The sequence below is a fragment of the Empedobacter sp. UBA2044 genome (assembly GCF_002333005.1).
GTDB lineage: Bacteria > Bacteroidota > Bacteroidia > Flavobacteriales > Weeksellaceae > Empedobacter > Empedobacter falsenii_B.
In genome coordinates this window covers 41568-66999 of the sequence record NZ_DDBA01000075.1, presented here as the reverse complement: position 1 = coordinate 66999, position 25432 = coordinate 41568, and the positions used below count along the sequence as shown (strand labels likewise).

The window sequence follows — 25432 nt, the reverse complement described above, 5'->3', positions numbered from 1 at the left end:
AATTTTTGACAGCTTTTTTATAGTGTTTAAAACTGAACGATGATTATAATCGAATTAATTTATCTTTTGCAACTTGATAATCTACTAATAAATCGTCGAAAACTTCTGCAACTGTCGGAATAGAATCGATTAATGACGAAACTTGACCAATTTCTAATTCTCCATTTACCAAATCGCCTTCAAACATTCCTTTCTTAGAACGTCCTCTACCCAAAAGTTCTTTCAAATCTTCTGCGGTTGTGCCTTGTTGATATTTTTCTTGAACTTGATTATAAAACTCATTTTTAATCAATCGAACAGGAGCCAATTCTTTCAATGTAAGTTGCGTGTCACCTTCTTGCGCATTTACAATCACATCTTTGAAAGCTTGATTAGCAGAAGATTCCTGAGTTGCAGCAAAACGAGAACCAATTTGTACTCCATCTGCACCTAATGCAAATGCTGCTAAAATTTGAGAACCTGTTCCAATTCCTCCAGCAGCAATTAATGGAATATCGATTTGACGTTTCACATTCGGAATAAGACAAAGTGTAGTGGTTTCTTCTCTGCCATTATGTCCGCCAGCTTCAAAACCTTCTGCCACGACAGCATCCACTCCTGCATCTTGAGATTTTAATGCAAATTTGGCACTACTGACAACATGTGCAACAGTTATTCCTTCTTTTTTTAAAGTTTCTGTCCACGTTTTTGGATTTCCGGCAGAAGTAAAAACAACTTTTACACCTTCCTCCACAATAATTTGCATAATTTCTTCAATATTCGGATAAAGCATTGGAACATTAACGCCAAAAGAATGATTTGTAGCAGCTTTACACTTCTTTATATGCTCGCGTAAAACATCAGGATACATGCTTCCAGCACCTATTAAACCTAGTCCTCCAGCATTACTTACAGCTGACGCTAATCGCCAACCACTATTCCAAATCATACCACCTTGAATAATTGGATATTTTATTGCAAATAATTTTGTTATATTCGTGTCCATTTTCGTTATATTTAGGCATAAAATTAAATAAATATAGAGAACGAAAAAATTTAATTTTAACATAAATACTGACAGTTTGACTTTGGCAGATTATTTGATTTGCAAAAAATCAAATTTTAGAAAATAAATTAGAGTTTAATTGTCTCTACTAATAATAAAAAATATAAGCTATGTATTGGACTTTAGAATTAGCATCTTATTTAAGTGATGCACCTTGGCCAGCAACAAAAGATGAATTAATTGATTACGCAATTCGTACTGGTGCACCTTTGGAAGTTGTAGAAAACTTACAATCTATTGAGGATGAAGGAGATTCTTACGAAAGCATTGAAGAAATTTGGGCTGACTATCCAACGGACGACGATTTCCTTTGGAACGAGGACGAATATTAAAAATAAAAAAGCCCAAATTGGGGCTTTTTTCGATTCTATAATCTATAACTAACATAGTTAACGTATATTTGCATCTTAATTAGTCTCAAATATATTGTGGCTAATTTTGACGAAGAACGCAGAAAAATATGAATATTTTAAACAAAATTTTACAAGGTTTCTTAGGTGATAAGAATGCCAAAGATGTAAAAGAATTACGAAAATATGTTGACTTAGCGAATGAAGCTGGTCAAAAGCTTAGTTCATTATCAATTGATGAATTAAGAGGGCAAACTTTAGAGTTTAAAGCTAAATTAGCTGATGCGACTAAAGATTTCAAAACTCAAATTGAAGAGTTAAAAAAACAAGTTGAGGAAACAGAAGATTTTGGTGTAAAAGAAGATTTATACGCTAAAATTGATAAAATCAATAAAGAAGCATACGAAGTAGAAGAGAAGATTTTATTAGAAATCTTACCAGAAGCTTTTGCTGTAATGCGCGAAACAGGGAAACGTTTTACTGAAAACGAAACGTTAGAAGTTACAGCTTCTGAGTTTGATAAAGTTTTGGTAAATCGTGGACACGATTTCGTTTCTCTTAAAGATGATAATACTGCAATCTGGAAAAACTCTTGGGATGCAGCAGGTCGTCAAGTAACATGGGATATGTCTCATTACGATGTTCAGTTTATTGGAGGTACCGCTTTACACTTAGGTCGTATTGCGGAGATGCAAACAGGGGAAGGTAAAACGTTGGTTGCAACTTTACCTATTTACTTAAATGCACTAACTGGTCGTGGAGTTCACTTAGTAACGGTGAATGATTACTTGGCAAAACGTGATATGGCGTGGATGCGTCCAATTTTCTCTTTTCATGGTTTATCAGTAGATTGTATCGATAATCACCAACCAAACTCTCCAGGTCGTCGCGATGCGTATGCATCTGATATTGTTTATGGAACAAATAACGAATTTGGTTTCGACTATTTACGTGACAATATGGCAAATACACCAGATGCTTTGGTACAACGTGAATTAAATTTTGCGATTGTCGATGAGGTCGATTCAGTTTTAATTGATGATGCTCGTACACCATTGATTATTTCTGGTCCAGTTCCACAAGGAGATCGTCACGAATTTGATGTATTAAGACCAAAAATTGATCGTTTATATCAAATGCAACGTGAGATGTTAGGAAAAACATTAAACGAAGCAAAAACATTATTCAAACAAGGAGATTTAAAAGAAGGTGGTTTCAAATTATACCAAGTTTACCGTGGTTTACCAAAATACAAACCATTAATCAAATTCTTATCTCAAGATGGTATTCGTGCTCAATTACAAAAAACAGAAGCGCATTTTATTCAGGATAATAACCGTGAAATGCCAAAAGTTGACGAGCATTTATACTTTGTTATTGATGAAAAACAAAATCAATCAGATTTAACAGATAAAGGAATCGAGTATTTGTCTAAAGGAATGGAAGATGAGAATTTCTTCATTTTACCAGATGTTTCGACAAATATTGGAGCAATTGAAAATTCAGGAAAAACTAAAGAAGAAATTCTTCAAATGAAAGAAGAATTTTTCCGTGATTTCTCAATCAAATCTGAGCGTATCCATACTTTAAGCCAATTGTTAAAAGCATATACATTATTCGAAAAAGATATCGAGTATGTTGTGGTTGAAGGTGAAGTAAAAATCGTTGACGAATCGACAGGTCGTATTATGGATGGTCGTCGTTATTCGGATGGATTGCACCAAGCAATTGAAGCGAAAGAGAATGTAAAAATTGAAGCAGCTACACAAACGTTTGCGACAATTACATTACAAAACTATTTCCGTATGTACAATAAGTTAGGAGGTATGACTGGTACAGCGGAAACTGAGGCAGGTGAGTTCTGGGAAATTTACAAATTAGATGTTGTTTCTATTCCAACAAACCGCCCAATTTTACGTAACGATAAAAACGATATTGTTTTCAAAACAAATCGTGAAAAATATAAAGCAGTAATCGAGGAAATTGTTCGTTTATCTCAAGATGACAAACGTCCAGTTTTAGTTGGAACAACTAATGTTGAGATTTCTGAGTTATTATCAAAAGCATTAAAATTACGTGGAATTAATCACAATGTTTTAAATGCAAAATTACACAAAAGCGAGGCTGATATTGTAACAGAAGCTGGTAAACCAGGAGCTGTAACAATTGCAACGAATATGGCTGGTCGTGGTACCGATATTAAATTAACGAAAGAAGTAAAAGAATCTGGAGGTTTAGCAATTATTGGTACTGAACGTCACGATTCTCGTCGTGTAGACCGTCAGTTACGTGGTCGTGCTGGTCGTCAAGGAGATCCAGGATCATCTCAATTCTTCGTTTCATTAGAAGATTCATTAATGCGTTTATTCGGTTCAGAAAGAATTGCAAAATTAATGGACCGTATGGGACACAAAGATGGTGATGTGATTGAACATTCTATGATTACAAAATCTATCGAGCGTGCACAGAAAAAAGTAGAAGAAAATAACTTCGGTATTCGTAAACGTTTGTTAGAGTATGATGATGTAATGAATAAACAACGTGAAGTAATTTACAAACGTCGTCACAATGCATTGTTCGGAGATCGTTTGGAAGTTGATATTGCAAATATGATTTATGATGTTGCGGCTTCTGTTGTAAAATCTAACAAAGATTTCGAAGATTTTGATCAATATGAATTAGATTTAATTAAATTCTTTACAATGGGAACTCCTGTTACTGAAGATGAATTTAGATCTAAATCAATCAAAGATTTAACAAATATTACGTACGACGCAGCAATTGAAGATTACAAAGCACGTATGAAATATGTTGCAGAAACAGCTTTCCCAGTAATTTCGAATGTTTTCGAGAATCAAGGACATATGTTCTCTCGTATTCAAGTACCATTTACAGACGGAATTCGTCAAATGACAGTTGTTTGTGATTTGAAAGAAGCATACGAATCTCAAGGTAAAACTTTAATAAAAGATTTCGAAAAATCAGTTGTATTAAGTTTGATTGATGATAACTGGAAAGAGCATTTACGTGATGTTGATGACTTACGTAAAACGTCTCAAAATGCGGTTTACGAACAAAAAGATCCATTGGTTGTTTACAAACAAGAGTCTTTCCATATCTTCCAAAGAATGTTAGACACAGTGAACAAAGAAATTATTTCGTTCTTGTTCAAAGGAGAATTACCAAATACTCAAAAAGAAGAATCTGTAGAGGAAACTGAATCAGTAAACTAAAAAGATTTTTTTATATAACTTTAACCCTTTCTGAAATTTTCTGAAAGGGTTTTTTAGTATTTTTACATTAACTACTGAAAGTTTTCAGTATCAAATTATTAAAATTTTAAACAAATGAAATTTGCATACTTACACGGCTACCAAGGTTTTGTAACAGATGAAAAGAGAGAATATTTAGATTCTTTGGGAGAATGTAATGCACCATCAATTGATTACGATAATGCTCCAACTTTGATTCAAGATTTGATTGAACATTTTACAAAGGAACCAATCGAATTTATTGCAGGGACAAGTTTAGGCGGAATGATAAGTTATTATTTGGGATTATTGTTAAATGTTCCAGTTTTGATGTTTAATCCTGCTGTAATAGCGGTAGAACGTTTAAAACCTTTTTTGCCAGAACAATTATTAAAAGGAGTTCCAACAAAATCAAATTTAATTTTTACAGGATTAAAAGATGATGTGATCGAACCAAAATTTCAGATTGAATTTGTAGAAAATCTTCAAAAACAAAACGGAAATATCGAACAGATTTTTGATGCTGAAATGACACATTTAATCACATTAGAAGAATTCGAAAAAGCTTTTGAAACTTTTTTGGAGAACAAAAAGTAGATAAAAAATCCCAATAAATTAATTTATTGGGATTTTTAAATTTTATTTATACAAACGCGCTAAATCCTGTGATAGATCGACCTACAATAAGCGAATTGATTTCTTTTGTGCCTTCGTAGCTGTAAATGGCTTCGGAGTCGGCAACAAAACGAGCGACGTCATGCTCTAATAATATTCCATTTCCGCCCATTACTTCTCGTGCTCGTGAAACGACATCGCGTGTTCTCATTGTACAAAAAACTTTAGCTAAAGATGCGTGTTCGTCTAGTAAAATTCCCTCGTCTTGCATTTCAGATAAGCGAAAAACTAAAGTTTGCATTGCTGTTAAATTAGATAACATTTCTACCAAATGTCCTTGTATCATTTGAAAAGAAGCAATTGGTTTTCCAAATTGTTTTCGATTTCGAGTGTAATCCAAAGCGCTTTCATATGCTCCACGAGCGCATCCAGTTGCCATCCAAGCAACTCCAGCTCTCGTCATTCGCAATACTTTTGCCGTGTCTTTAAATGAATTAGCATTTTGTAAACGATTTTCTTCTGTAATTAAACAATCTTTCAGAGTAATCAAGCCATTCTGAACAATTCGTAAAGCCATTTTTCCTTTAATTTTTTCTACAGAAAAGCCAGGATTATTATTCTCGACAATAAAACCTTTTACTTCACCATCATCTAAATCCCTTGCCCAAATAATCACTAAATCTGCAAAAGTCGCATTTCCAATCCATTTCTTTTGACCGTTTAAAATCCAACCTTCTTCTGTTTTTTTACACGTTGTTGTTAAACCTCCTGCCGCACCAGAACCAACTTCGGGTTCAGTTAATCCAAAAGCTCCAACTTTATCAAATTTTTGCATTTGTGGTAACCATTTTGCTTTTTGTTCTTCCGATCCACACATATAAATTGATCCCATAGACAAACCAGATTGTACGCCAAAAAAAGTTGCAATCGAAGCATCTACACGAGCCATTTCCATAGCCAAAACGCCTTCCATAATAAAAGGTAAATTTGGACAACCATAACCATCATAAGTGACGCCACAAATGTTGAGTTCTTTAAATTTTGGAATTAATTCAAAAGGAAATTGATCGCGAAGCCAATAATCATTAACAATTGGTTTAACTTCTTTTTCCATAAAAGCTCTTACTTTTAATTGTAATTCACGCTGTTCTGGAGTTAAAGTGTGAAAAACATCGTAGAAATCACCATCAATTGGAGGAAGTTCTTTGTGTTTTTTATTTGGATTTAACATTTTCATCATTCCTTGAAGTTGTTTATCATCAAGTTTAGAAAAGTTTTCCATTAAAAGAGGTAAATCTACTTTTTGAGAAATTTTATTTAATTGCTCTAAATTAACAGATTTTAGTAGATGGACGATATTTTTTAAATTAGAAAATGCTCCTGACATATTTTGTGGTTTTTTAACCAAAAATTATCAAAGAGCATTCCTAAAATATTGTATTGTAAGAAAAAATTAAGCTTTACCTAATTTTATTTTCAAATTGTCTAACATTGTAGTTGTCATTTTATCGATATCAAATTTTGGTTCAAATCCCCAATCTGCTTTTGCAACAGAATCATCGATAGAAGACGGCCAAGAATCTGCAATAGCTTGACGGAAATCTGGTGCATAATCGATTGTGAAATTTGGAATATGTTTTTTGATTTCTGCTGCTAAATGTTCTGGTGCGAAGCTTAAACCTCCTAAATTATAAGATTTAAATTCACCTAATTGTTTTGGATCAGCAGACATTAATTCAATAATGGCATTTATTGCATCATCCATATACAACATTGGTAAATAAGTTCCTTCTTTCAAGAAAGAAGTATATTTTCCATCTTCAATTGCTTTGTAATAAATATCAACTGCATAATCTGTAGTTCCACCTCCAGCAGGAGTTTTCCAAGAAATAAGACCAGGAAAGCGAACAGAACGAACGTCTACATTATGATTTTGTTGGTACCATTTGCACCAATATTCTCCTGACAATTTGGAAATGCCATAAACTGTAGAAGGAGTTTGAATTGTATTTTGTGGTGTATTGTCTTTTGGTGTATCTGGACCAAAAACACCAATAGAAGAAGGCCAAAAGATTTTATCGATTACTTTATCTTTCGCTAATTCAAGGAAAGTAAGCAAAGTGTCCATGTTTAATTTCCAACCAAACATTGGATTTTTTTCAGCTGTACCAGAAAGTAGAGCCGCTAAATGATAAACAGTTTTAATATTGTGTTTTGCAATGACTTCTTTTATTCGATCAGCATCCATTACGTCAATTACTTCGTAAATTCCGTCGTAATCAACATCTTTAGGATCACGTATATCAGAAATAATTACATTATTTTTTCCATGAATGGTTTTTAATTTCTCAGCCAATTCAGAACCAATTTGTCCTAAAGCGCCGGTGATCAAAATCGTATTGGTTTCCATCTTAAAAAGTTACTTTTGTTTGGTTCCAAATTTAAAGATTTTCTATTGAATATGGATATAGTAAAATAATATTTAGATATTAATAAAGAAATCGATTGTTTTTTGTTAAATATATAAATATGGAATGATATATATAGAAAAATTTTCTGTTTTAATAAGCTTTTTACAATATAAAATATCTTAAATGATAAAGAGTTTTGGTTTGAAAGTTTTAAAAATGTTAATCTTCCTCTTCAAAAGTGTCAAAAATTGCACGAATAATTAATACTTTATTTAGTAAATTTGTAACAAAGGTCGTATTAATTTCGACATATCATATCAAAAATACTTAGTAGAAATATGAAAAAACAACTATTTGTTGCTGCATTTGCATGTACTTCTGTTTTAGCAATTGCGCAAGAATCATATCAGGCTTTTAATCCAAATTATATGGATAAGTCTGTTCGTCCACAAGATGATTTATATAATTATGTAAATGGTAATTGGATGAAAATTACAGAAATTCCATCTGATAGAGCAAGATGGGGAAGTTTCGATGAATTGAGAGAGAATACAGATAAGGTTTCTTTGAAATTGGTAAAAGATTTATTGAATAATAAATATGCTCAAGATTCTAATGAACAAAAAATTTCTGACTTATACTCAGCTTACACAAACATGGAAGCTAGAAATAAAACAGGAATTGCTCCAATTCAGAAATATTTTAAGCAAATTGATGCAATCAAAAATTTGACAGATTTACAAGCGTATTTAACAGAAGTTACTCCAATTGGAGAGAATCCATTTTATGGTGTTTCTGTTTATACTGATATGAAAAATAGTACGCAAAATGCTGTTTATTTAGGAAGTGTTGGATTAACTTTAGGTAAAACATATTACCAAAAAGAGGATGCCAAAAATACTGAAACTTTAGCTAACTTAAATCAATATATCGATCAAGTTTTTCCTTTTACAGGATCTAAAACTCGTGATTTAAAAGGACCAAAAATTGTTGCTTTCGAGAAAATGATGGCAAAATATATCAAAACTGTTGAAGAAAGCCGTGATCCAAATAAATCTTATAATTTAGTAACATTATCGGAAGCAGGAGCTTTTTCTAAGAATGTTGATGTAGTGAAGTTTGTAAAGTCTTTCGGAATTAATCCTGACAAAGTAATCATCCGTGAATTAGATTATTACAAAAATTTAGATAAAATCATAAATCAAGAGAATTTACCAATCATCAAAGATTATTTGAAATTCAAATTGATTGATTCTTTTTCTAATTCTTCTACAACTGAATTAGAAAAAATTAATTTTGACTTCTATGGTAAAAAATTATCTGGTCAAAAAGAACAAAGAGCTTTAGATAAAAGAGGTTTGGCTTATGTAAATGGAACAGTTGGTGAGTTATTAGGACAAATTTATGTGAAAGATAATTTTCCACCAGAGGCAAAAGCAAAAGCGCAAGAATTGATTAGTTATTTATTTAAATCGTTTGATATGCACATCAATAATTTAGAGTGGATGTCAAAGGATACAAAAGTAAAAGCAATTGAAAAGTTAAATAAATTTACGGTTAAAATTGGTTACCCTGATAAATGGAAAGATTATTCAGGATTTAAAGTTAAATCAATTAAAAATAGAGGATCTTTAATTGAAAATAATTTAGCTTACAGTCAATGGAGATTCCAAGATAATTTGAAAGATTTTGGAAAACCAGTAGATAAAACACGTTGGGGAATGTCTCCACAAACAGTTAATGCTTATTTTAATCCAACAAATAACGAAATTGTATTCCCAGCAGCAATTTTACAAGCACCATTCTATGATTATAGAGCAGATGCAGCTGTAAACTTTGGAGGAATTGGAGCAGTTATTGGTCACGAAATTTCTCATGGATTTGATGATTCGGGAGCTAAATTTGACGGAGATGGAAATTTAGTGAACTGGTGGACACCTCAAGATGAAGAAAAATTTAAAGCAGCAACAGGTGCTTTAGCAAGACAATATGATGCTTACGAACCAGTAGCAGGAACACATGTAAATGGAATTTTTACATCTGGAGAAAATATTGGAGATTTAGGAGGAGCTTCTGTTGCTTTTGATGCTTTGCAAATGTATTTAAAAGATAAAGGAACTTACGGAAACATAGATGGATATACTCCGCAACAACGTTTCTTCTTATCTTGGGCAACTATTTGGAGAACAAAAGCGACTGACGAAGCTTTAGTAAATCAAGTGAAAACAGATCCACATTCTCCTGGATATTACCGTTCTTTTGGACCAATCGTTAATATTGATGCGTTCCACGATGCGTTTAAAACAAAACCAGGAGATAAATTGTACAAAGCACCAAAAGACCGTATTAGAATTTGGTAAGATGCTTGGCAAAATTATTGATTGGATAAAAAATAGAAATAGAATTATTAAAATGACAACAGTTGAAGCAATAAACAATGCTAATGTAACATTAGTGGATGTTCGTGAGCCTTTTGAATTGGATACAGATGGATTTGTTCCAAATGCAATCAATATTCCATTAGGAGAAGTTCCTACAAGAGTAGAGGAATTTAAAGCAATGTCAAGACCTATAGTAGTTTTTTGTAGAAGCGGTAACCGTTCAGGTCAAGCTGCACAATATTTGCAAGCGCAAGGTGTAGACGAAATTTTTAATGGAGGAGGTTTTCAAGATGTCTTAGATGTTTTGGAGAAATAATTCGTAATTAATTATTATTCATAAAAAACCGATAAATTTTTATTTGTCGGTTTTTTTTTGTATATTATTGTATTTTAAATAGATATTCGATTAAATTAAAATTATTTAATTTTTTTTGATAAAAAAAGCTAAAAAAATGAGTGACCAAATAAGAATAGGTGTGTCATATTAAATGTAAGCAGTTAAAATGTCAAAAGATTCTATAGAAAATATTGCAGATGACATTTTGGTGTATAAGATTGTCGAAACAAAAAATCAGCATTTGTTCGGTATATTGTATGATAGGTATGCACATACGGTATATAATAAATGTTTGAGTTTTGTAGAGGATCAAGCTGAGGCACAAGATATGACGCACGATATATTTGTAAAGTTGTTTGTAAAACTGAAAACATATCAATCAAAATCTAAATTCTCTACTTGGTTATATTCTTTTACATATAATTTTTGTGTCAATCATGTGCAACGAAAGATAAAAGAAGAAAGAAAAAATTATTCGGTAACGGATGATTTGGTTGATAACTATAATGATGAAATTATTGATGACAAAGAAATTTTTGAATTAAAAATCGAAAAACTAACGCAGTCCCTAAAGGAGTTGGATGTCGAAGAGAAATCTATATTACTCATGAAATATCAAGATGAATTTTCAATCAAAGAAATTTCAGAAACTTTAGAGATTGGTGAAAGTGCAACTAAGATGAGATTGAATAGAGCAAAAAATCGTTTACTAAAAATTTATAACGCTTTGTAAAATGGAAAATCCTTTTAAGACTATACTAGCCAATGAAAAGCTTCCAGAAACAATAAAACAAAAAGTTATGGATGATGTTGCTTTAATAAAATTATCGTTGGAGGTAGCCGATTTGGTTTCAGTAAAATATCCAAGCACAATTGGAAATTTCTTCGGAATCGGAAAAAAATCAACTAACAAACCGAACAAAAAAGATAAAGAAGGTTAACTATAAATAGATTATATGAATATAGGTTTAAATTTTAGCTTGTTAGAAAGTTTATATCAAGAAATGGTACTCGTTTTTCCTAAAGTTGTAGGAGGTATTATATTCATTATCCTGTCATATATCTTGCTAAGATTGATTCTAATATTGACTAAGTACATATTAAAATTATCTAAGATAGATAAATTAAAAAATGCTTTAAACAACAGTGAAGCGTTGAAAAACTCCTCTATTGAAATAGATCCTTCTAAGATTATTTTACAATTTGTACGATTGTTTATTATTTTGTTAATCATTATTATAGGATCTGATATTTTTGGATTAACAGTCGTTTCTAACCAAATAGGAAGAATTGTAGATTATCTGCCACAATTTTTTAGTGCAGTGTTAATATTTGCTGGAGGATTTTATTTGGCTAACTATATCAAAACTTTTTTAAGAAGTTTAATTAAATCAATTGATTTAAACGGAGCAAATATTATTAGTAATATCATTTTTTATATCATCCTTATTTTTACGATAATTACTTCATTAAATCAAGCAGGTGTTAATACAGAGCTAATTACAAATAATCTGTCATTAATTTTAGGATCAATATTTTTGACATTGGCAATTGCATTTGGATTAGGTTCTAAAGATATTATTTATAGATTATTATTGTCGTTTTACACAAATAGGAATTTTGAAATTGGACAAAAAGTAATCATAGAAGATGAGACAAAAGGCGTGATAATTGCAATTAATAATATATGTATGACAATACAAACAGAAAATGAAAAAATTGTGTATCCGATAAAAGTTATCACGAATAAAAAAATACGAATTATAGAAGATTAATCTTACCTACCCAAACCTATTTTTAATAATTATTAACCAACCTATTAATTACTTATTAAAAAACTAAGCCGACTTTTAACCTACCAACCAAAAATCGTGAAAGCAAGTCTTTTACAACTAACAAACCTATCTGATTTAGTAGAAAATTAAAACATCACTTTCTATTATCTATCTAAATCAAACTAAACCAAATTTTTAAAAAGTGACCGAATTAACCAATCGGTCACTTTTATTTTTGTACAAAGTTTATTATTTCATATAATAGTTGTACATTTGCACCTCATTACATAATAATTATTAAATAATATTGGCATGTACTTAACATCAGAAGTAAAAAGCGAATTATTCGCAAAGCATGGTAAATCTGCAACAGATACAGGATCTGCAGAAGGGCAAATCGCATTATTCACTTACAGAATTAACCACTTAACTGGTCACTTGAAAAAAAATCACAAAGATTTTAATACAGAAAGATCATTAGTTATGTTAGTTGGTAAGCGTAAAGCGTTATTAAACTACTTAAAGAAAAAAGATATCACAAGATACCGTGCGATTATCGCTGAATTAGGATTACGTAAGTAATTTTAAACACAATATAAAAGGGCAATTACGTAGAAATTGCCTTTTTTTTTGTTATAAATTAAAATAAGATATTTATCTTTATATAATGCAGTTAAAGCAAACGGCTTTAACTTTAGACGAATTAAATACTAAGAAGACGAATGATTCCACAGGCGATCACAGAAAAAATTACTCTTTCAGACGGAAGAGAAATTACAATCGAAACAGGGAAATTAGCAAAACAAGCTGACGGATCTGTGGTTGTACGCATGGGCGACACCATGTTATTAGCTACAGTTGTAGCAAACAAAGAAGCAAATCCAGGTGTAGATTTTTTACCTTTAACAGTAGATTATAGAGAAAAATTTTACGCTGCAGGACGCATCCCAGGGAATTTCTTCAGAAGAGAAGCAAAACCATCAGATGATGAAGTATTAACAATGCGTCTTGTAGACCGTGTTTTACGCCCAATGTTTCCAGAAGACTTTCATGCTGAGGTTCAGGTCATGATCTCACTTATTTCTTACGACAAAAATGTAATGCCAGAAGCTTTAGCTGGTTTAGCTGCATCAGCAGCCATTGCAATTACAGATATTCCTTTCACATTAATTTCAGAAGCTCGCGTTATTCGTTTGAATGGTGAGTTAATGATTAATCCTTCAAAAGAACAATTAGACCAAGCAGATATCGACATTATGGTTGGTGCTTCTAAAGATTCTGTTGTAATGGTAGAAGGGGAGATGAGCGAAATTTCTGAACGTGAAATGTTAGACGCAATTGAATTTGCTCATGCTGAGATTAAAAAACAAATTGAAGCACAAGAAAGTTTAGCAGCGAAAGTAGGTAAATCTTTACCAAAACGTGAATATAGCCACGAAACACACGACGAAGAAATTCGCGAAAAAGTATGGGCTTATGGATATGATAAATTTTATGATATCGCTAAACACCCATCTGATAAACACGAAAGAGGTGATAAATTTGCTCAAGTTGAAGCAGATTTCTTAGCTCAATACGAAGGAGATGAAGAAGAGTTAGCTCGTGTAACTCCTTTTGCTCACATTTACTTCCACGATGTACAAAAAGAAGCTGTACGTCAATTAATCTTAAACGAAGGAATTCGTTTAGATGGACGTGATCCAAAAACGATTCGTCCAATTTGGACAGAAGTTGATTATTTACCATCAACTCATGGTTCTGCAATCTTCACACGTGGGGAAACTCAAGCATTAGCTACAGTAACTTTAGGTTCTTCTAAAGATGCTAATATGGTTGATGGAGTTGTAACAAACTTCGACGAAAAATTCTTTTTACACTATAATTTCCCTCCATTCTCAACAGGTGAAGCTCGTCCATTAAGAGGAACTTCTCGTCGTGAAGTTGGTCACGGAAACTTAGCACAACGTGCTTTAGCGCAAATGTTACCTGACGATTGTCCTTATACAGTTCGTATTGTTTCTGAAGTATTAGAATCTAACGGTTCTTCTTCTATGGCAACAGTTTGTGCAGGAACATTAGCAATTATGGACTCTGGTTTACAAATGAAGAAACCAGTTTCAGGTATTGCAATGGGGTTAATCACAGATACTAAATCAGGGAAATTTACAGTATTGTCTGATATCTTAGGAGATGAAGATCACTTAGGAGATATGGACTTTAAAGTAACAGGAACTGCAGACGGTATCACAGCTTGTCAAATGGATATTAAAGTACAAGGTTTATCTATGGAAATCATGGAAACAGCTTTGTTACAAGCAAAAGAAGGTCGTGAGCACATTTTAGGTAAATTATTAGAAACTTTACCAGCACCTCGTCCACAATTGAAACCAAATGCACCAAAAGTTGTTGTAATTGAAATTCCTAAAGAATTCATTGGAGCAGTAATCGGACCTGGAGGAAAAGTAATTCAAGAAATGCAAAAAGAAACTGAAACAGTTATTGCAATTACTGAGTTAGATACAACAGGACGTGTAGAAATCAATGGTGTGATTCAAGAAAACATCGATCGTGTTGTAGAAAGAATCAAACAAATTGCTTTCGTTCCAGAAGTTGGTGAAACATATCATTCAGTTGTAAAATCTATCAAACCATTTGGAGCGTTTGTAGAGATTGCAAAAGGAGTTGAAGGTTTAGTTCACATTTCTGAATTAGAGCACAGACGTCTTGAAAAAGTTGAAGATTCTGTAAACATCGGTGATAAAATTGATGTTAAATTCTTAGGTTACGATGATAAAAAGAAAATGAAATTATCTCGTAAAGCTTTGTTGCCAAAACCAGAGAGAACAGAAAAACCTGCTAAATCAGCAGAGAAAAAAGAGGATAAACCTCAAGATAATAAAGAAGCTTAATTAAGTTTTGATATAAAGTAAAAAGTCCGAGATTTTCTCGGATTTTTTTGTTCTATAAAACCAATCATAACCTAAAGTAGATTAATGATTTTAATTTTTACTTTCACGATTCAAATTTTGTGTTAATTAAATAAAAATAATCTTTTTTTAACAATAAAACCTCAGTAAAACTTTATTAAATACTTAAAGATTAGGAGAACTTCAGATAATCAATTATTTTAGCAATTCGTAAAATTGAAGACAAACAAATAATGAAAAAATTTTTATTATCCACGCTTTTAGTGGTTATGCTTTTTCCTTTTAAAGTGAAAGCTGACGAAGGAATGTGGTTTTTGATGTTTATCGAGCGTCTGAATCACCGTGATATGCAAAAACAAGGTTTACAATTAACTTCAGAAGAAATTTATAGTATCAACAATAACTCTTTAAAAGATGCTATTGTACAATTTGGTGGTGGATGTACTGCTGAAATGGTTTCTGGACAAGGTTTAGTTTTGACAAATCACCACTGTGGTTATGGTGCTATTGCTGAATTATCTGCTCCAGAACATGATTACTTAAAAGATGGTTTTTGGGCGAAAGATAAAGCTGCTGAGTTAAAACCAAAAAGCTTAAAAGTACGTTTCTTCGTTCGTATGGATGATGTTTCTAAACGTATTTTAGGTGTTGTAAATGATAAAATGTCTGAGTTAGATCGTGAAAAAGCGATTAACCAAGAGATTGCAAAAATTGAAAAAGAGAACAGTGAAAACGGAAAATATGTTGTTTCTGTTCGTTCATTCTTCCAAGGAAATGAATATTACTATTTTGTTTACCAAGACTATGAGGATGTACGTTTAGTAGGAACACCTCCAAGTTCTATTGGAAAATATGGTGGAGATACAGATAACTGGGAATGGCCACGTCACACAGGAGATTTCTCTATGTTCCGCGTATATGGTGACAAAGATGGAAATCCTGCAGCTTATTCTACAAGCAATGTTCCGTTGCAACCAAAACATCATTTACCAGTTTCTTTAAAAGGATATCAACCAAATGATTTCGCTATGATTTTAGGTTATCCAGGTCGTACAAATCGTTGGATGCCAGCGCAAGGTGTTGCTCAAAATGTAGAGTACGCTTATCCTGCATGGGTTGAAGCTTCTAAAGTGACAATGGATCAAATGAAAAAATATATGGAGCAAAATCAAAAAGTAAATATTGATTATGCTTCTAAATATGCTGGAGTTGCGAACTATTGGAAAAATCGTGATGGAATGATCGAAGCTTTAAAACTTCACGGAACTGTTGCGAAGAAAACAAAAGAAGAAGAAAAATTCAATAAATGGGCTCAAAAAGGAGCAAACAAAGCCGAATATGGTGATGTTGTTTCGAATTTGAATAATTATTATGCGAAAACAAATTTAGATGCTCGTCATAACAATTACATCAACATTTTATTGCGTTACTCAACTTTAGCAAGTGCGCCATATTCTATTGGAAAAGCATTAGAAAACTATGCAGCAGCGAATGATGCAAAACGTGATGAAATGCGTCCGAAAATTCAGAATGCAATCAATGCATATTACGAAAAAATGTATTTACCTTTAGAAAAAGATTTATTGGCTGCTCAATTAAATCTTTATGCTTCTAAAGCGAGCGAAGCTGGTTTAGCGCCTTATGTTGCTGATTTAGCGAAGCAAAATAACAAGAACTTTACAGCTTATGTAAATGATGCTGTTGAAAGAAGTTTCTTCGCTGATCAAAAACAAGTTGAGAATTTCTTAATTTCTCCAGATGTAGAAGTCTTGAAAAAAGATCCTTTATATGTTTTGTCAAATGCTTTAGTAGAAAGAGCTTCTAAGCAAACTGATGAACAAGCAAAATTGAATGATGTTTATTCTAAAAACTTCCGTTTATTGGTAAAAGGTTTACGTGAGTCTAAAATCGGAAATATTTTATATCCAGATGCTAACTCTACGTTACGTTTAACTTACGGTTCTATTCAAAATTTACCAAAAAGTACAAATCCAAAACGTCAACCAGATGTTGCTTCTAACTATTTCACAACATTAGAAGGTACAGTTGCAAAACACATCGCAGGTGACGAAGAGTTCGAAAATCCACAACGTTTATTAGATTTAGCGAAAGCGAAAGATTATGGACAATATGGAGATAAAGATGGATATTTACACGTAAATTTCTTATCAAACAATGATATTACAGGAGGTAACTCTGGTTCTCCGGTAATGAATGGTAAAGGTGAATTAATCGGTATTGCATTCGACGGAAACATTGAAGCAATGGCTGGTGACGTTATCTTTGATCCTAAATTACAACGTACGATTTCTGTAGATATTCGTTATGTTTTATGGGTTGTTGATAAATTTGCTGGAGCAAAACACATCGTTGATGAAATGACAATTGTAAAATAAGATTTGAATCATAATAATTTTTAAGGCTTCCTATTTTGGAAGCCTTTTTTTGTAGAGAGAATCTAAACGAATTACCTTTGTAAAAAATAAAAGTAAATGAAAGTTATTCCTCTTTTAGAAGGTGTTTTTCATGTTGATGCAAAAAAAGAGTTTCATTATTTAGGTGATAATATTGATGTTAAAAATCCCGCTGACGGATATAATCTTATTGTTCGTCCATTTTTGATACAAATTGGAGATGAAAATATTTTGATTGATTGTGGTTTCGGAACTGAAGTAGATTGTGAACCTATCATTCTAAAAAAATTACGCGAATATAATATTAATCCAAATCAAATTACGAAAGTATTGATTTCGCATTTACATAAAGATCATATCAACGGAATTGGAAATTGGGTAGGGGATCAGTTTGTATGTAACTTTCCTGAAGCAAAAATTTATATTCAACAACGCGAGTATGATTATGCGGTTGTTCAAACAAATAATTCTTATAACTATGATCGTTTAGAAAAGTTGAAATCATTCAAAAATATTGTATGGATGAATGATGATAGTGGAAATATAACGGATAATATCAAATTCGAAGTAACAGGAGGACACGTTCCGTTTCAACAAGTTTTTTGGATCAAAGAAAATGATGAAATTGTATTTTATGGAGCTGACAATCTACCTCAATTAAATTATTTTAAATATCATGCTGCTTTCAAGAATGATGTAGATGGTGTAAAAGCGATGGAAGATCGTTTGCGGTGGGAAGTTGATGCGAAAACAGAACACTGGAAAATACTTTTCTATCACGGAAAAAGAACAGATATAAAACAATTTTAGAAATTATATTATAAATGAAAAGCTTTGTATTTGCAAGGTTTTTTGTATTTGAATTATATTTCAGTTTAACTTCGAGTACCTTTGTTGATTTTAAAATTAATTGACATAAACTATGCTAAAACTCTTAAAAAGATATTAACGTTTTATGATTTGTTTTTTATGGATTTAATAAAAACGTTTATTGAAAATACATTTTATATAAAAAATCCCCAACATGTGTTGAGGATTTCGTGTGTAGTTTTTTACATTTTTTCTTCGCTATATTCGCCGAGTAAAGCATAATATCCAAAAAGTGCCATTCCAATAACTATAATTGGTGTAAGGACAAATAGAATAATAATTCCGAATACTAAATCATCTTGCGAACCTGATGATAATTTTGGAATTCCAAATTCCATGATACAAAAGTAGGCTAAAACAAGTGATAATGCGATCCAAACGATTCCTAATATTTTTTTAATTGTTTCCATTTCTAATTAGTTTTTTAGTTAACATTTCTGTCTTTATTACTGATATAAATTGCTCCGATGATAAAACAAACAGCCGCAATTCCAATAGGATACCAAAGACCCTCTAAGTAAAACTGTGGATCTCCGTTGTTTTTGGCATTTGTTACCAAATAAGTAGAAACAGCAGGTAAAAGACCTCCAAAAATTCCGTTTCCTACGTGGTAAGGCAAAGACATCGATGTATATCTAATTTTAACAGGGAACATTTCTACTAAGAACGCAGCAATTGGACCATAAACCATTGTGATAAAAATAATTTGAATCCAAATTAATCCAACTAATTTCCATTTATCACCACTATTAATATGTGTCGATTTTTTTACAATTTCACTTACTTTTCCATCTACAATTTTTGCTTGACCATTTTCTAAATGAAGCGTTGTAACTTGTTTATAAGTCGTGCCATCTGTAAATGATTTTTGAATTGTATAAATAGAATCAGATTTTTCGTCAACATTTTTGATTTCAGCTTTTTCAATTGTTTGTGCTGCAATTACTTCTTTATTTTCAAGATTTGTTGTTTGATACATTGATTCGTAAATTGGTCGATACGAGAATACAGCGACAATCATTCCGATTAACATCACCCATTTTCGACCAACTTTATCACTCAGCCATCCAAAGAACACAAAGAAAGGTGTACCAAATAATAAAGCAATTCCTAACAAAGAATCTACTTGATCAGATTCTACATTCATCACCGTTTTCATGTAACTCATCGAGTAAAACTGACCTGTATACCACACAACTCCTTGTCCCATCACAGCTCCAAAAAGTGCTAATAAAACGAATTTCATATTGTAACGATTCCCGAAAGATTCTTTCAAAGGATTTTTAGAAGTTGTTCCTTCATCTTTTGCTTTTTTGAAAGCTGGCGATTCGTCCATATTTTTACGAATCAAATATGAAACGTAAACCATTAAGATTGATAAGATAAATGGAACTCGCCATCCCCAAAGGTCAAACTGCTCTTCTGATAATAATGTTTTCGTTAATAAAATAACCAATAACGAAACAAATAAACCAACTGTTGCAGTGGTTTGTATCCAAGAAGTCCAATATCCTCTTTCTCCGTCTGGTGCGTGTTCTGCTACGTATGTTGCAGCACCTCCATATTCGCCTCCAAGTGCTAAACCTTGTAATAAACGTAAGATTAATACTAATAAAGGTGCGATAAAACCAATTGATTCGTAAGATGGAATACATCCTATTAAAAAAGTTGCTCCTCCCATTAATACTAAAGTTGCCATAAATGTATATTTACGACCAATAATATCTCCTAATCGACCAAAGAATAACGCGCCAAATGGACGTACAACAAATCCAGCAGCAAATGTTGCTAATGTTGATAAAAAGGCAGCTGTAGGATTGTCAGCAGGGAAAAATTTAGTAGAAATTACAACAGCTAAACTTCCAAAAATAAAGAAGTCATACCATTCAATTAGCGTTCCCATCGAGGAAGCACCAATCACTTTCCAGATTGTTTTTTTGTTAGCAGTTTCGCTCATAAATAATGTGTTTTTGTGTTAATTCTTGTGTGTTTTTTTATAATAATATCATTGCTTGTATTGTTATCATGTCGTCCATGTGTTTTGGTTGATCGAAAGATTTTTGATATTCTACAGAAATTTTAGCATTCTGACCATCAATGTACCAGTTTCCACCTAATTTTAATTCGTTTGCAGGCTTTACTAGACCTTTGAAATCTCTGTAAGAATATCCTACATACGGCTGAATTCTATTACGGAATTTTCCTTCTCCTTCTTTGATGTTTTTAGGCAATAAATACCCGACATGTCCAGAAAACTGATTTCCATCTCCTACAACATTTCCTTGTACATAATTTTCGCCCATGTCCGAATTTTGATATTTCGCATAAGCTGTTATCGAAGAAGATTTTCCGATTGGCGCATCATAAAAAGCATCAACAGCAAGATGAGTTACATTTTCTCCAATCAAATTATCATTTTCTTTTTTGACAATTGCATTACTTTGATTGAAAAATCCTGCTCCGATGTTAAATACTTTTTTAGTTCCTAAATAGGTTCCAACGCGATAAGGTAAAGCATTTGATTCTTGATCTAAAAATTGATAATCAAAATATCCTGAAACCGCATATTTTCCTTCTCCAAGTATCGCTTTTCCTAAATACTTTTCTTGTCCGTTTTCTAAAACTGTCGAAGAGTTTCCATCTAAAGTATTAGTAATAGCATCACTTAATGCTAAACGATAATTCAGTTTTCCAATTCGCCCTTTTGCAAACATTCCCAAATGATTTGAAAATTGATCAGACAAACCAAGTGTTGACCAGTCAGCTCTGTTATTATCTAAGGTCAACATATTGATAGAACCTTGACCATTTCCACGAGAAATTCCACCAAAATTGTGAACTCCAGCACCAATTGCTAAATTGTTTGTTACCTTATATTGTAAAAACATTTCATGCAAGAAAAACGATACATCTGTACTTTTTCCCATCGGAGAAAGATTATTATCATAGATTCCATTTGCACCAAAATGTGTTAAAATCATAAATCGATCATTGATTTGTGAATAAGCAAGAACGCGCGCTCGTTTGATAGAAAATCCATCATTGGCGTGTTTTCCTTCGTAATCCTGAAACCAAGTTTGTCCCCAAAGAATAAATCGGACATATTTACTTCCTTCTGGATTTAATTTAACGACCAAACCGCCGTCATATTCAGAAGCATATTGAGCCTTCAATTCCGTGGCTCCAAAAATGGATAGTAGAGCAATTGCGACAAAAATTTTTTTCATTTTTTAATAAATGGTGTTAGTTGTACATTATTTGTGATTTTGTATTGACTTAATTAATAGACTTAAGTTTATCTAAAATAATGTATTGAATAATAATAATGCTTTTTTTGATAAAGAATTTCTTTTTTATTTTATTAGTGTAAATAATACGCTAATATTTTTTTTAATTTCTTAAAAAAATGTCAAGAAAAGTTTTAAGTTGATAATCTGAGTTGGATTTATTTCAGAAAATTTATCAAAAAAAGATGCAATAATAATCTTATTATTTATTAAATCAAGAAATAATTATTGACTAATTGATAAAATATAGAAGTAATTTATTCTAAAATGTTATGATTTAGTAAAATATAATCTGAAATTATTTATTCTGATTAGAATAGTATAAGTAGAAAGCATAAAAAAGGTTTCGATTTTATTCGAAACCTTTTTTTAATTTATTGTAATTCTAAGATAATCTAATAATCCAACACAATTTTCTTTGGAAAACTGCGCGCCTTTCAATTGATTATCATTCGGATTTATCGTGAAATTATAAGCCGTTTTGAAGTTGGCTTGCTTTAAATTGGTCTGATAGAAAATGGTGTGAGCCAAATTACAATTCATAAAATAAGCTTGACTAAGATCTGCGAAAGAAAATTCTACATTTTGTAAAGAACAATTGCTAAACTTTGTCTTTTTTAGCGGTAATTCATAAAAAGATGAGTCGTTTAACGTACAATTTTCAAATGAAATGCTTAACCCAAATTTGTTCGAATTTTCGAGATTAAAACCTATCATTTTACAATTCATAAACTCAACTTGCTGAAAGCTTGTGTTTTCTAAAGTTACATTACTCAAATTACATTCGATAAATTGACATTGAATAAATTTGATATCGCTTAAATCTAATCCATTCAAATCACAATTTATAAACTCGCAATTCTCGTATTCACCAGATATATTTTGATTTTCTGAGAAATTAATTTGTTCAAATTTTTCTTCGAAATGATAATCCATAAGTTATTTTTTTACGATTAAGTTTCTTAAGGCTAACCAGAAAATCATCACAATCATGTCAATATAAATAGTAACTTTTAGTTGATCGATTTGCGAACAAAGATTTTTTCCTGTTACAGTAGAAATACAAGTGTCAACTCCGTCGGTTTCATATTTTATACTAACCATAGTGTTAATAATCATGTAAAAAACAATTGGAATAATAAGAATAATTATCGCTAAAATAATGTTGTAATATCGTTTTGAGATCATAATTAATCTTCGAATGTAACTTCTATTTCTTGTCCAAATTGTAAGATATAACCATTGTTGTCGTAGATTGCAAACTCGCGCATATCCCATTCAAAGGTCTCAATTTCATATACAACTTCGCAATCATCTTTTACTTGATTCCACAACTCGTCTACGTTGTCTACAACAAAATAAAAAGAACCTGTGAAATTAGCTCGTTCAAAATCTGCTCCTTCATTTGGATAAGCCAACATAATTTCTACATCGTCTTTTTGCAAGCAAGCCCAAATCCAATCTTCATTTTGATCAGCAATCTTAAATCCTAATTTTTTATAGAATTTTGTTGTTTTTTGTAAATCTTTCGTCCAAATAATTGGGCGCAAACTTTTAAAAGCCATGTTATATTATTTTGGATAAAATTACTTCAATTTTTCTTAACTCTCAATTCCATTTTTAATGAAAATTAAGCTATTTATTCATATTATTTTACTGAAAGTTTATTCCATAAAAAACTCCTAACACGTAGGAGTTTCATACTATAAATCAAAATTGATTTATGGATTATATTTTTTGTTTAATGCTTTCAAGATTGCCCAAGTTTCAGCATCTACAACTCCATCGTATTTTTCTGGACGGAAATGCATCTGAAATGCCACAATTGCATTTTTTGTTTGCGCGTCTATCATTCCATTTGTAGGAACGTTGTACCCATATTTCTTAAGATCAGTTTGCACTTGTGTGATAAAAACGGAACTTGTTGTATCCCAAGGATATTGTTGCAAAAATACATACTTGTCTGTATCATCGTACCAAGCACCAACACCGTAATCTGTATATAATTTTTTCCAAGGGAAAAGTGGACCCGGATCTGGTTTTCTTCCTGGCGCAACATCAGAATGCCCAATTACATTAAAAGGAGAAATATTATAACGTTTTACAATATCTTGTGTCAATTCACCTACTTTTTTGATTTGATAATCTGGATAAGGCGTGTAATTTGGATAAGCATCCGTTCCTTTGTTTCCAAGATTAACGATTTCGATACCAATAGAAGAAAAGTTTATATTATCCAATCCTTTCCAACTACTAACACCTGCATGCCATGCACGTTTTGTTTCGTCAACTAAAAGATTAATTGTTTTGTCATCATAATCATTTACCAAATAATGTGCACTTACATCTTTCTGAGTCAATACTTTTAACGATAACTCTGTGTTGATTGCTGTGTAGTGTAACACTAAAAATCGTACACGTTCATCTTGCGAAATAGATGGATAATAATCTGTTGTCACCTTGTACTTGTTGAGTTTTGCAGCTCGAGTCATTTCCGGTTGATCTGTTTTTGAATTGATAATGACTGTGTCACGAATTACTTTTGTAATTGTTTTTGGTGGAACTGTTTTAGTTGCACAACTAGCCAAAATAAAAAAACAAGAAATTGCCGAAAATACTAATCCTTTAAAATTCATTCTTTTAGTTCTAAATAGTCTTTTGAATAGCCAAAATTAAGCCAAATAATTTAATTTTTTTTCTAAAAAGACTTGTTTTGCAATAAAAGTCAATATATATTTGCAACCGCTTTATGAGACTAATCAGTCTTATTTTTAAAAGTTAGGAGAGGTGCCAGAGCGGTAATGGAGCAGATTGCTAATCTGTCATCGGGAAACCGATGCCAGGGTTCGAGTCCCTGTCTCTCCGCTTTTTTAAAGCTAGAAATAAAACACCACTCGGGGTGTAGCGTAGCCCGGTCATCGCGCCTGCTTTGGGAGCAGGAGGTCGCAGGTTCGAATCCTGCCACCCCGACGAATTTTAGTAATAGAATTTTGGATTGGTCCAGTAGCTCAGCTGGATAGAGCAACTGCCTTCTAAGCAGTAGGTCTCAGGTTCGAATCCTGACTGGATCACAATCTAAAGAAAACCCATACTGATTATCAGTATGGGTTTTTTGTTTATTACTGCTTCAATACAATCAAATTTTAAGCAAAATTGTAAATCACTATTTTCAGTGAGATGCTTTCTGTAAAGTTTACTTATTTTTATTCAAATAAATTGTATGAATCAGCCAACCAAAATCAACATATCAAGAGTATTTATAGGATTGACAATATTCTTCTTTCTATGCTTTATTGTTATGTATAGTATTGATGGAACTGAAATAGCAAGAAATCAAAATTTTATGTTCGATTTTATAGCTATTACTGGATTTGGGTCTTTTATTTTATGTCCACTTTTTTCAGTAATATCCATTATTTTTAACTATAAAAATAGGATATTATATCTTGTATTACTTTTAAGTTTTATTCCTTTTTTTGGAATTTTAAAACTATTTGAAGGTGCTAATTTCGGAGGAAGTTTTTAATAAATTTTCGTCTTTTATTGATTTTTCAAAAAACGAAGATTCATAAAGATACTAAAAAGTTAGAATAATTATAAAAAAAACATTTTTTGTGTCCGTATTTGTCCTATCATTATTTATTCAATTAGTAAAAAGAAAAATTCTTTTTTATGCCTCTATTTATCATCGTTTTGAGCGATATGAATTTTTAGTTGTTTTTTAGTTTGTTCGATTGTTGTTCGACCATTCTTCGACCGTTGTTCGACG

Annotated in this window: 23 protein-coding genes and 3 tRNA genes; 16 read left to right on the top strand and 10 right to left on the bottom strand. The window is 31.7% G+C overall.

Annotation, left to right across the window (positions count from 1 at the left end; translation table 11 throughout):
- Positions 1-43 precede the first annotated feature (43 nt).
- Positions 44-985, bottom strand: coding sequence for an NAD(P)H-dependent flavin oxidoreductase (locus B4E59_RS13825; RefSeq protein ID WP_219035146.1), 942 nt, complete (start codon positions 983-985; stop codon positions 44-46).
- 170 nt (positions 986-1155) lie between these two features.
- Between B4E59_RS13825 and B4E59_RS13820 the strand changes: the two genes are divergently transcribed.
- The 3 genes from B4E59_RS13820 to B4E59_RS13810 all read left to right on the top strand — a co-directional run bounded on the left by B4E59_RS13820 (position 1156) and on the right by B4E59_RS13810 (position 5243).
- On the top strand, positions 1156-1377 hold the full coding sequence (locus B4E59_RS13820) for a DUF2795 domain-containing protein (protein ID WP_019976296.1): 222 nt from the start codon (positions 1156-1158) through the stop codon (positions 1375-1377).
- 128 nt (positions 1378-1505) lie between these two features.
- Complete coding sequence (gene secA / locus B4E59_RS13815) at positions 1506-4628, top strand: preprotein translocase subunit SecA (protein ID WP_125350181.1); 3123 nt, start codon at positions 1506-1508, stop codon at positions 4626-4628.
- Positions 4629-4742: 114 nt separating this feature from the next.
- Positions 4743-5243 (top strand): YqiA/YcfP family alpha/beta fold hydrolase, encoded by a 501-nt coding sequence (locus tag B4E59_RS13810; RefSeq protein WP_291053555.1) that lies wholly within the window; start codon positions 4743-4745, stop codon positions 5241-5243.
- A 46-nt stretch (positions 5244-5289) separates the two neighbouring features.
- On the opposite strand, the gene B4E59_RS13805 is transcribed toward B4E59_RS13810, so the two are convergent.
- A complete protein-coding gene (locus B4E59_RS13805; RefSeq protein ID WP_219035144.1) occupies positions 5290-6648 on the bottom strand; it encodes an acyl-CoA dehydrogenase family protein in 1359 nt (452 codons plus the stop codon).
- A 66-nt stretch (positions 6649-6714) separates the two neighbouring features.
- Positions 6715-7671 carry an L-threonine 3-dehydrogenase, SDR-type gene (locus B4E59_RS13800; RefSeq protein ID WP_219035143.1) on the bottom strand — a complete coding sequence of 319 codons (957 nt, stop codon included), beginning with the start codon at positions 7669-7671 and terminating at the stop codon, positions 6715-6717.
- A gap of 339 nt (positions 7672-8010) precedes the next feature.
- Between B4E59_RS13800 and B4E59_RS13795 the strand changes: the two genes are divergently transcribed.
- The 9 genes from B4E59_RS13795 (at position 8011) to B4E59_RS13755 (ending at position 18316) form a co-directional block, all read left to right on the top strand.
- The gene (locus tag B4E59_RS13795) at positions 8011-10032 is read left to right on the top strand and encodes a M13 family metallopeptidase (protein ID WP_291053552.1); all 2022 of its coding nucleotides are present in this window, start codon (positions 8011-8013) and stop codon (positions 10030-10032) included.
- Between the two features lies 1 nt (position 10033).
- Positions 10034-10369 (top strand): rhodanese-like domain-containing protein, encoded by a 336-nt coding sequence (locus B4E59_RS13790; protein ID WP_236688192.1) that lies wholly within the window; start codon positions 10034-10036, stop codon positions 10367-10369.
- A gap of 187 nt (positions 10370-10556) precedes the next feature.
- Positions 10557-11123 carry an RNA polymerase sigma factor gene (locus tag B4E59_RS13785; protein ID WP_038333651.1) on the top strand — a complete coding sequence of 189 codons (567 nt, stop codon included), beginning with the start codon at positions 10557-10559 and terminating at the stop codon, positions 11121-11123.
- A 1-nt stretch (position 11124) separates the two neighbouring features.
- Positions 11125-11331, top strand: coding sequence for a hypothetical protein (locus B4E59_RS13780; protein ID WP_038333652.1), 207 nt, complete (start codon positions 11125-11127; stop codon positions 11329-11331).
- Positions 11332-11346: 15 nt separating this feature from the next.
- Positions 11347-12165: a mechanosensitive ion channel family protein gene (locus tag B4E59_RS13775; RefSeq protein ID WP_280050084.1), complete on the top strand. Its 819-nt coding sequence runs from the start codon at positions 11347-11349 to the stop codon at positions 12163-12165.
- A 312-nt stretch (positions 12166-12477) separates the two neighbouring features.
- Entirely contained in the window at positions 12478-12747 is a 270-nt protein-coding gene (rpsO, locus tag B4E59_RS13770) for a 30S ribosomal protein S15 (protein WP_038333654.1), read from the top strand.
- A 140-nt stretch (positions 12748-12887) separates the two neighbouring features.
- A complete protein-coding gene (locus B4E59_RS13765) occupies positions 12888-15074 on the top strand; it encodes a polyribonucleotide nucleotidyltransferase (RefSeq protein WP_038333655.1) in 2187 nt (728 codons plus the stop codon).
- 251 nt (positions 15075-15325) lie between these two features.
- Positions 15326-17488 carry a S46 family peptidase gene (locus tag B4E59_RS13760; RefSeq protein ID WP_038333656.1) on the top strand — a complete coding sequence of 721 codons (2163 nt, stop codon included), beginning with the start codon at positions 15326-15328 and terminating at the stop codon, positions 17486-17488.
- A gap of 96 nt (positions 17489-17584) precedes the next feature.
- Positions 17585-18316: an MBL fold metallo-hydrolase gene (locus B4E59_RS13755; RefSeq protein ID WP_038333657.1), complete on the top strand. Its 732-nt coding sequence runs from the start codon at positions 17585-17587 to the stop codon at positions 18314-18316.
- A gap of 242 nt (positions 18317-18558) precedes the next feature.
- Here the strand turns inward: B4E59_RS13755 and B4E59_RS13750 are convergent, their stop codons facing one another.
- The 7 genes from B4E59_RS13750 to B4E59_RS13720 all read right to left on the bottom strand — a co-directional run bounded on the left by B4E59_RS13750 (position 18559) and on the right by B4E59_RS13720 (position 24299).
- A complete protein-coding gene (locus B4E59_RS13750; RefSeq protein ID WP_125350389.1) occupies positions 18559-18786 on the bottom strand; it encodes a DUF6814 family protein in 228 nt (75 codons plus the stop codon).
- Between the two features lie 14 nt (positions 18787-18800).
- Positions 18801-20333, bottom strand: coding sequence for an MFS transporter (locus B4E59_RS13745; protein WP_180906341.1), 1533 nt, complete (start codon positions 20331-20333; stop codon positions 18801-18803).
- A gap of 37 nt (positions 20334-20370) precedes the next feature.
- Entirely contained in the window at positions 20371-21603 is a 1233-nt protein-coding gene (locus B4E59_RS13740) for a hypothetical protein (protein ID WP_114999950.1), read from the bottom strand.
- Positions 21604-22032: 429 nt separating this feature from the next.
- Entirely contained in the window at positions 22033-22599 is a 567-nt protein-coding gene (locus tag B4E59_RS13735) for a pentapeptide repeat-containing protein (RefSeq protein WP_180906343.1), read from the bottom strand.
- Between the two features lie 3 nt (positions 22600-22602).
- On the bottom strand, positions 22603-22851 hold the full coding sequence (locus B4E59_RS13730; protein WP_180906344.1) for a hypothetical protein: 249 nt from the start codon (positions 22849-22851) through the stop codon (positions 22603-22605).
- A 2-nt stretch (positions 22852-22853) separates the two neighbouring features.
- A complete protein-coding gene (locus B4E59_RS13725; RefSeq protein WP_038333665.1) occupies positions 22854-23228 on the bottom strand; it encodes a VOC family protein in 375 nt (124 codons plus the stop codon).
- A gap of 156 nt (positions 23229-23384) precedes the next feature.
- Positions 23385-24299 carry an N-acetylmuramoyl-L-alanine amidase gene (locus B4E59_RS13720; RefSeq protein ID WP_291053545.1) on the bottom strand — a complete coding sequence of 305 codons (915 nt, stop codon included), beginning with the start codon at positions 24297-24299 and terminating at the stop codon, positions 23385-23387.
- A 145-nt stretch (positions 24300-24444) separates the two neighbouring features.
- On the opposite strand from B4E59_RS13720, the gene B4E59_RS13715 reads away from it, so the two are divergent.
- The 4 genes from B4E59_RS13715 (at position 24445) to B4E59_RS13700 (ending at position 25189) form a co-directional block, all read left to right on the top strand.
- Positions 24445-24528 (top strand) — tRNA-Ser (locus B4E59_RS13715).
- A gap of 30 nt (positions 24529-24558) precedes the next feature.
- Positions 24559-24633, top strand: a tRNA-Pro gene (locus B4E59_RS13710).
- A 27-nt stretch (positions 24634-24660) separates the two neighbouring features.
- Positions 24661-24734 (top strand) — tRNA-Arg (locus tag B4E59_RS13705).
- Between the two features lie 149 nt (positions 24735-24883).
- Positions 24884-25189, top strand: a complete 306-nt coding sequence (locus B4E59_RS13700) for a hypothetical protein (protein ID WP_180906354.1) — start codon at positions 24884-24886, stop codon at positions 25187-25189.
- Positions 25190-25432 lie beyond the last annotated feature (243 nt).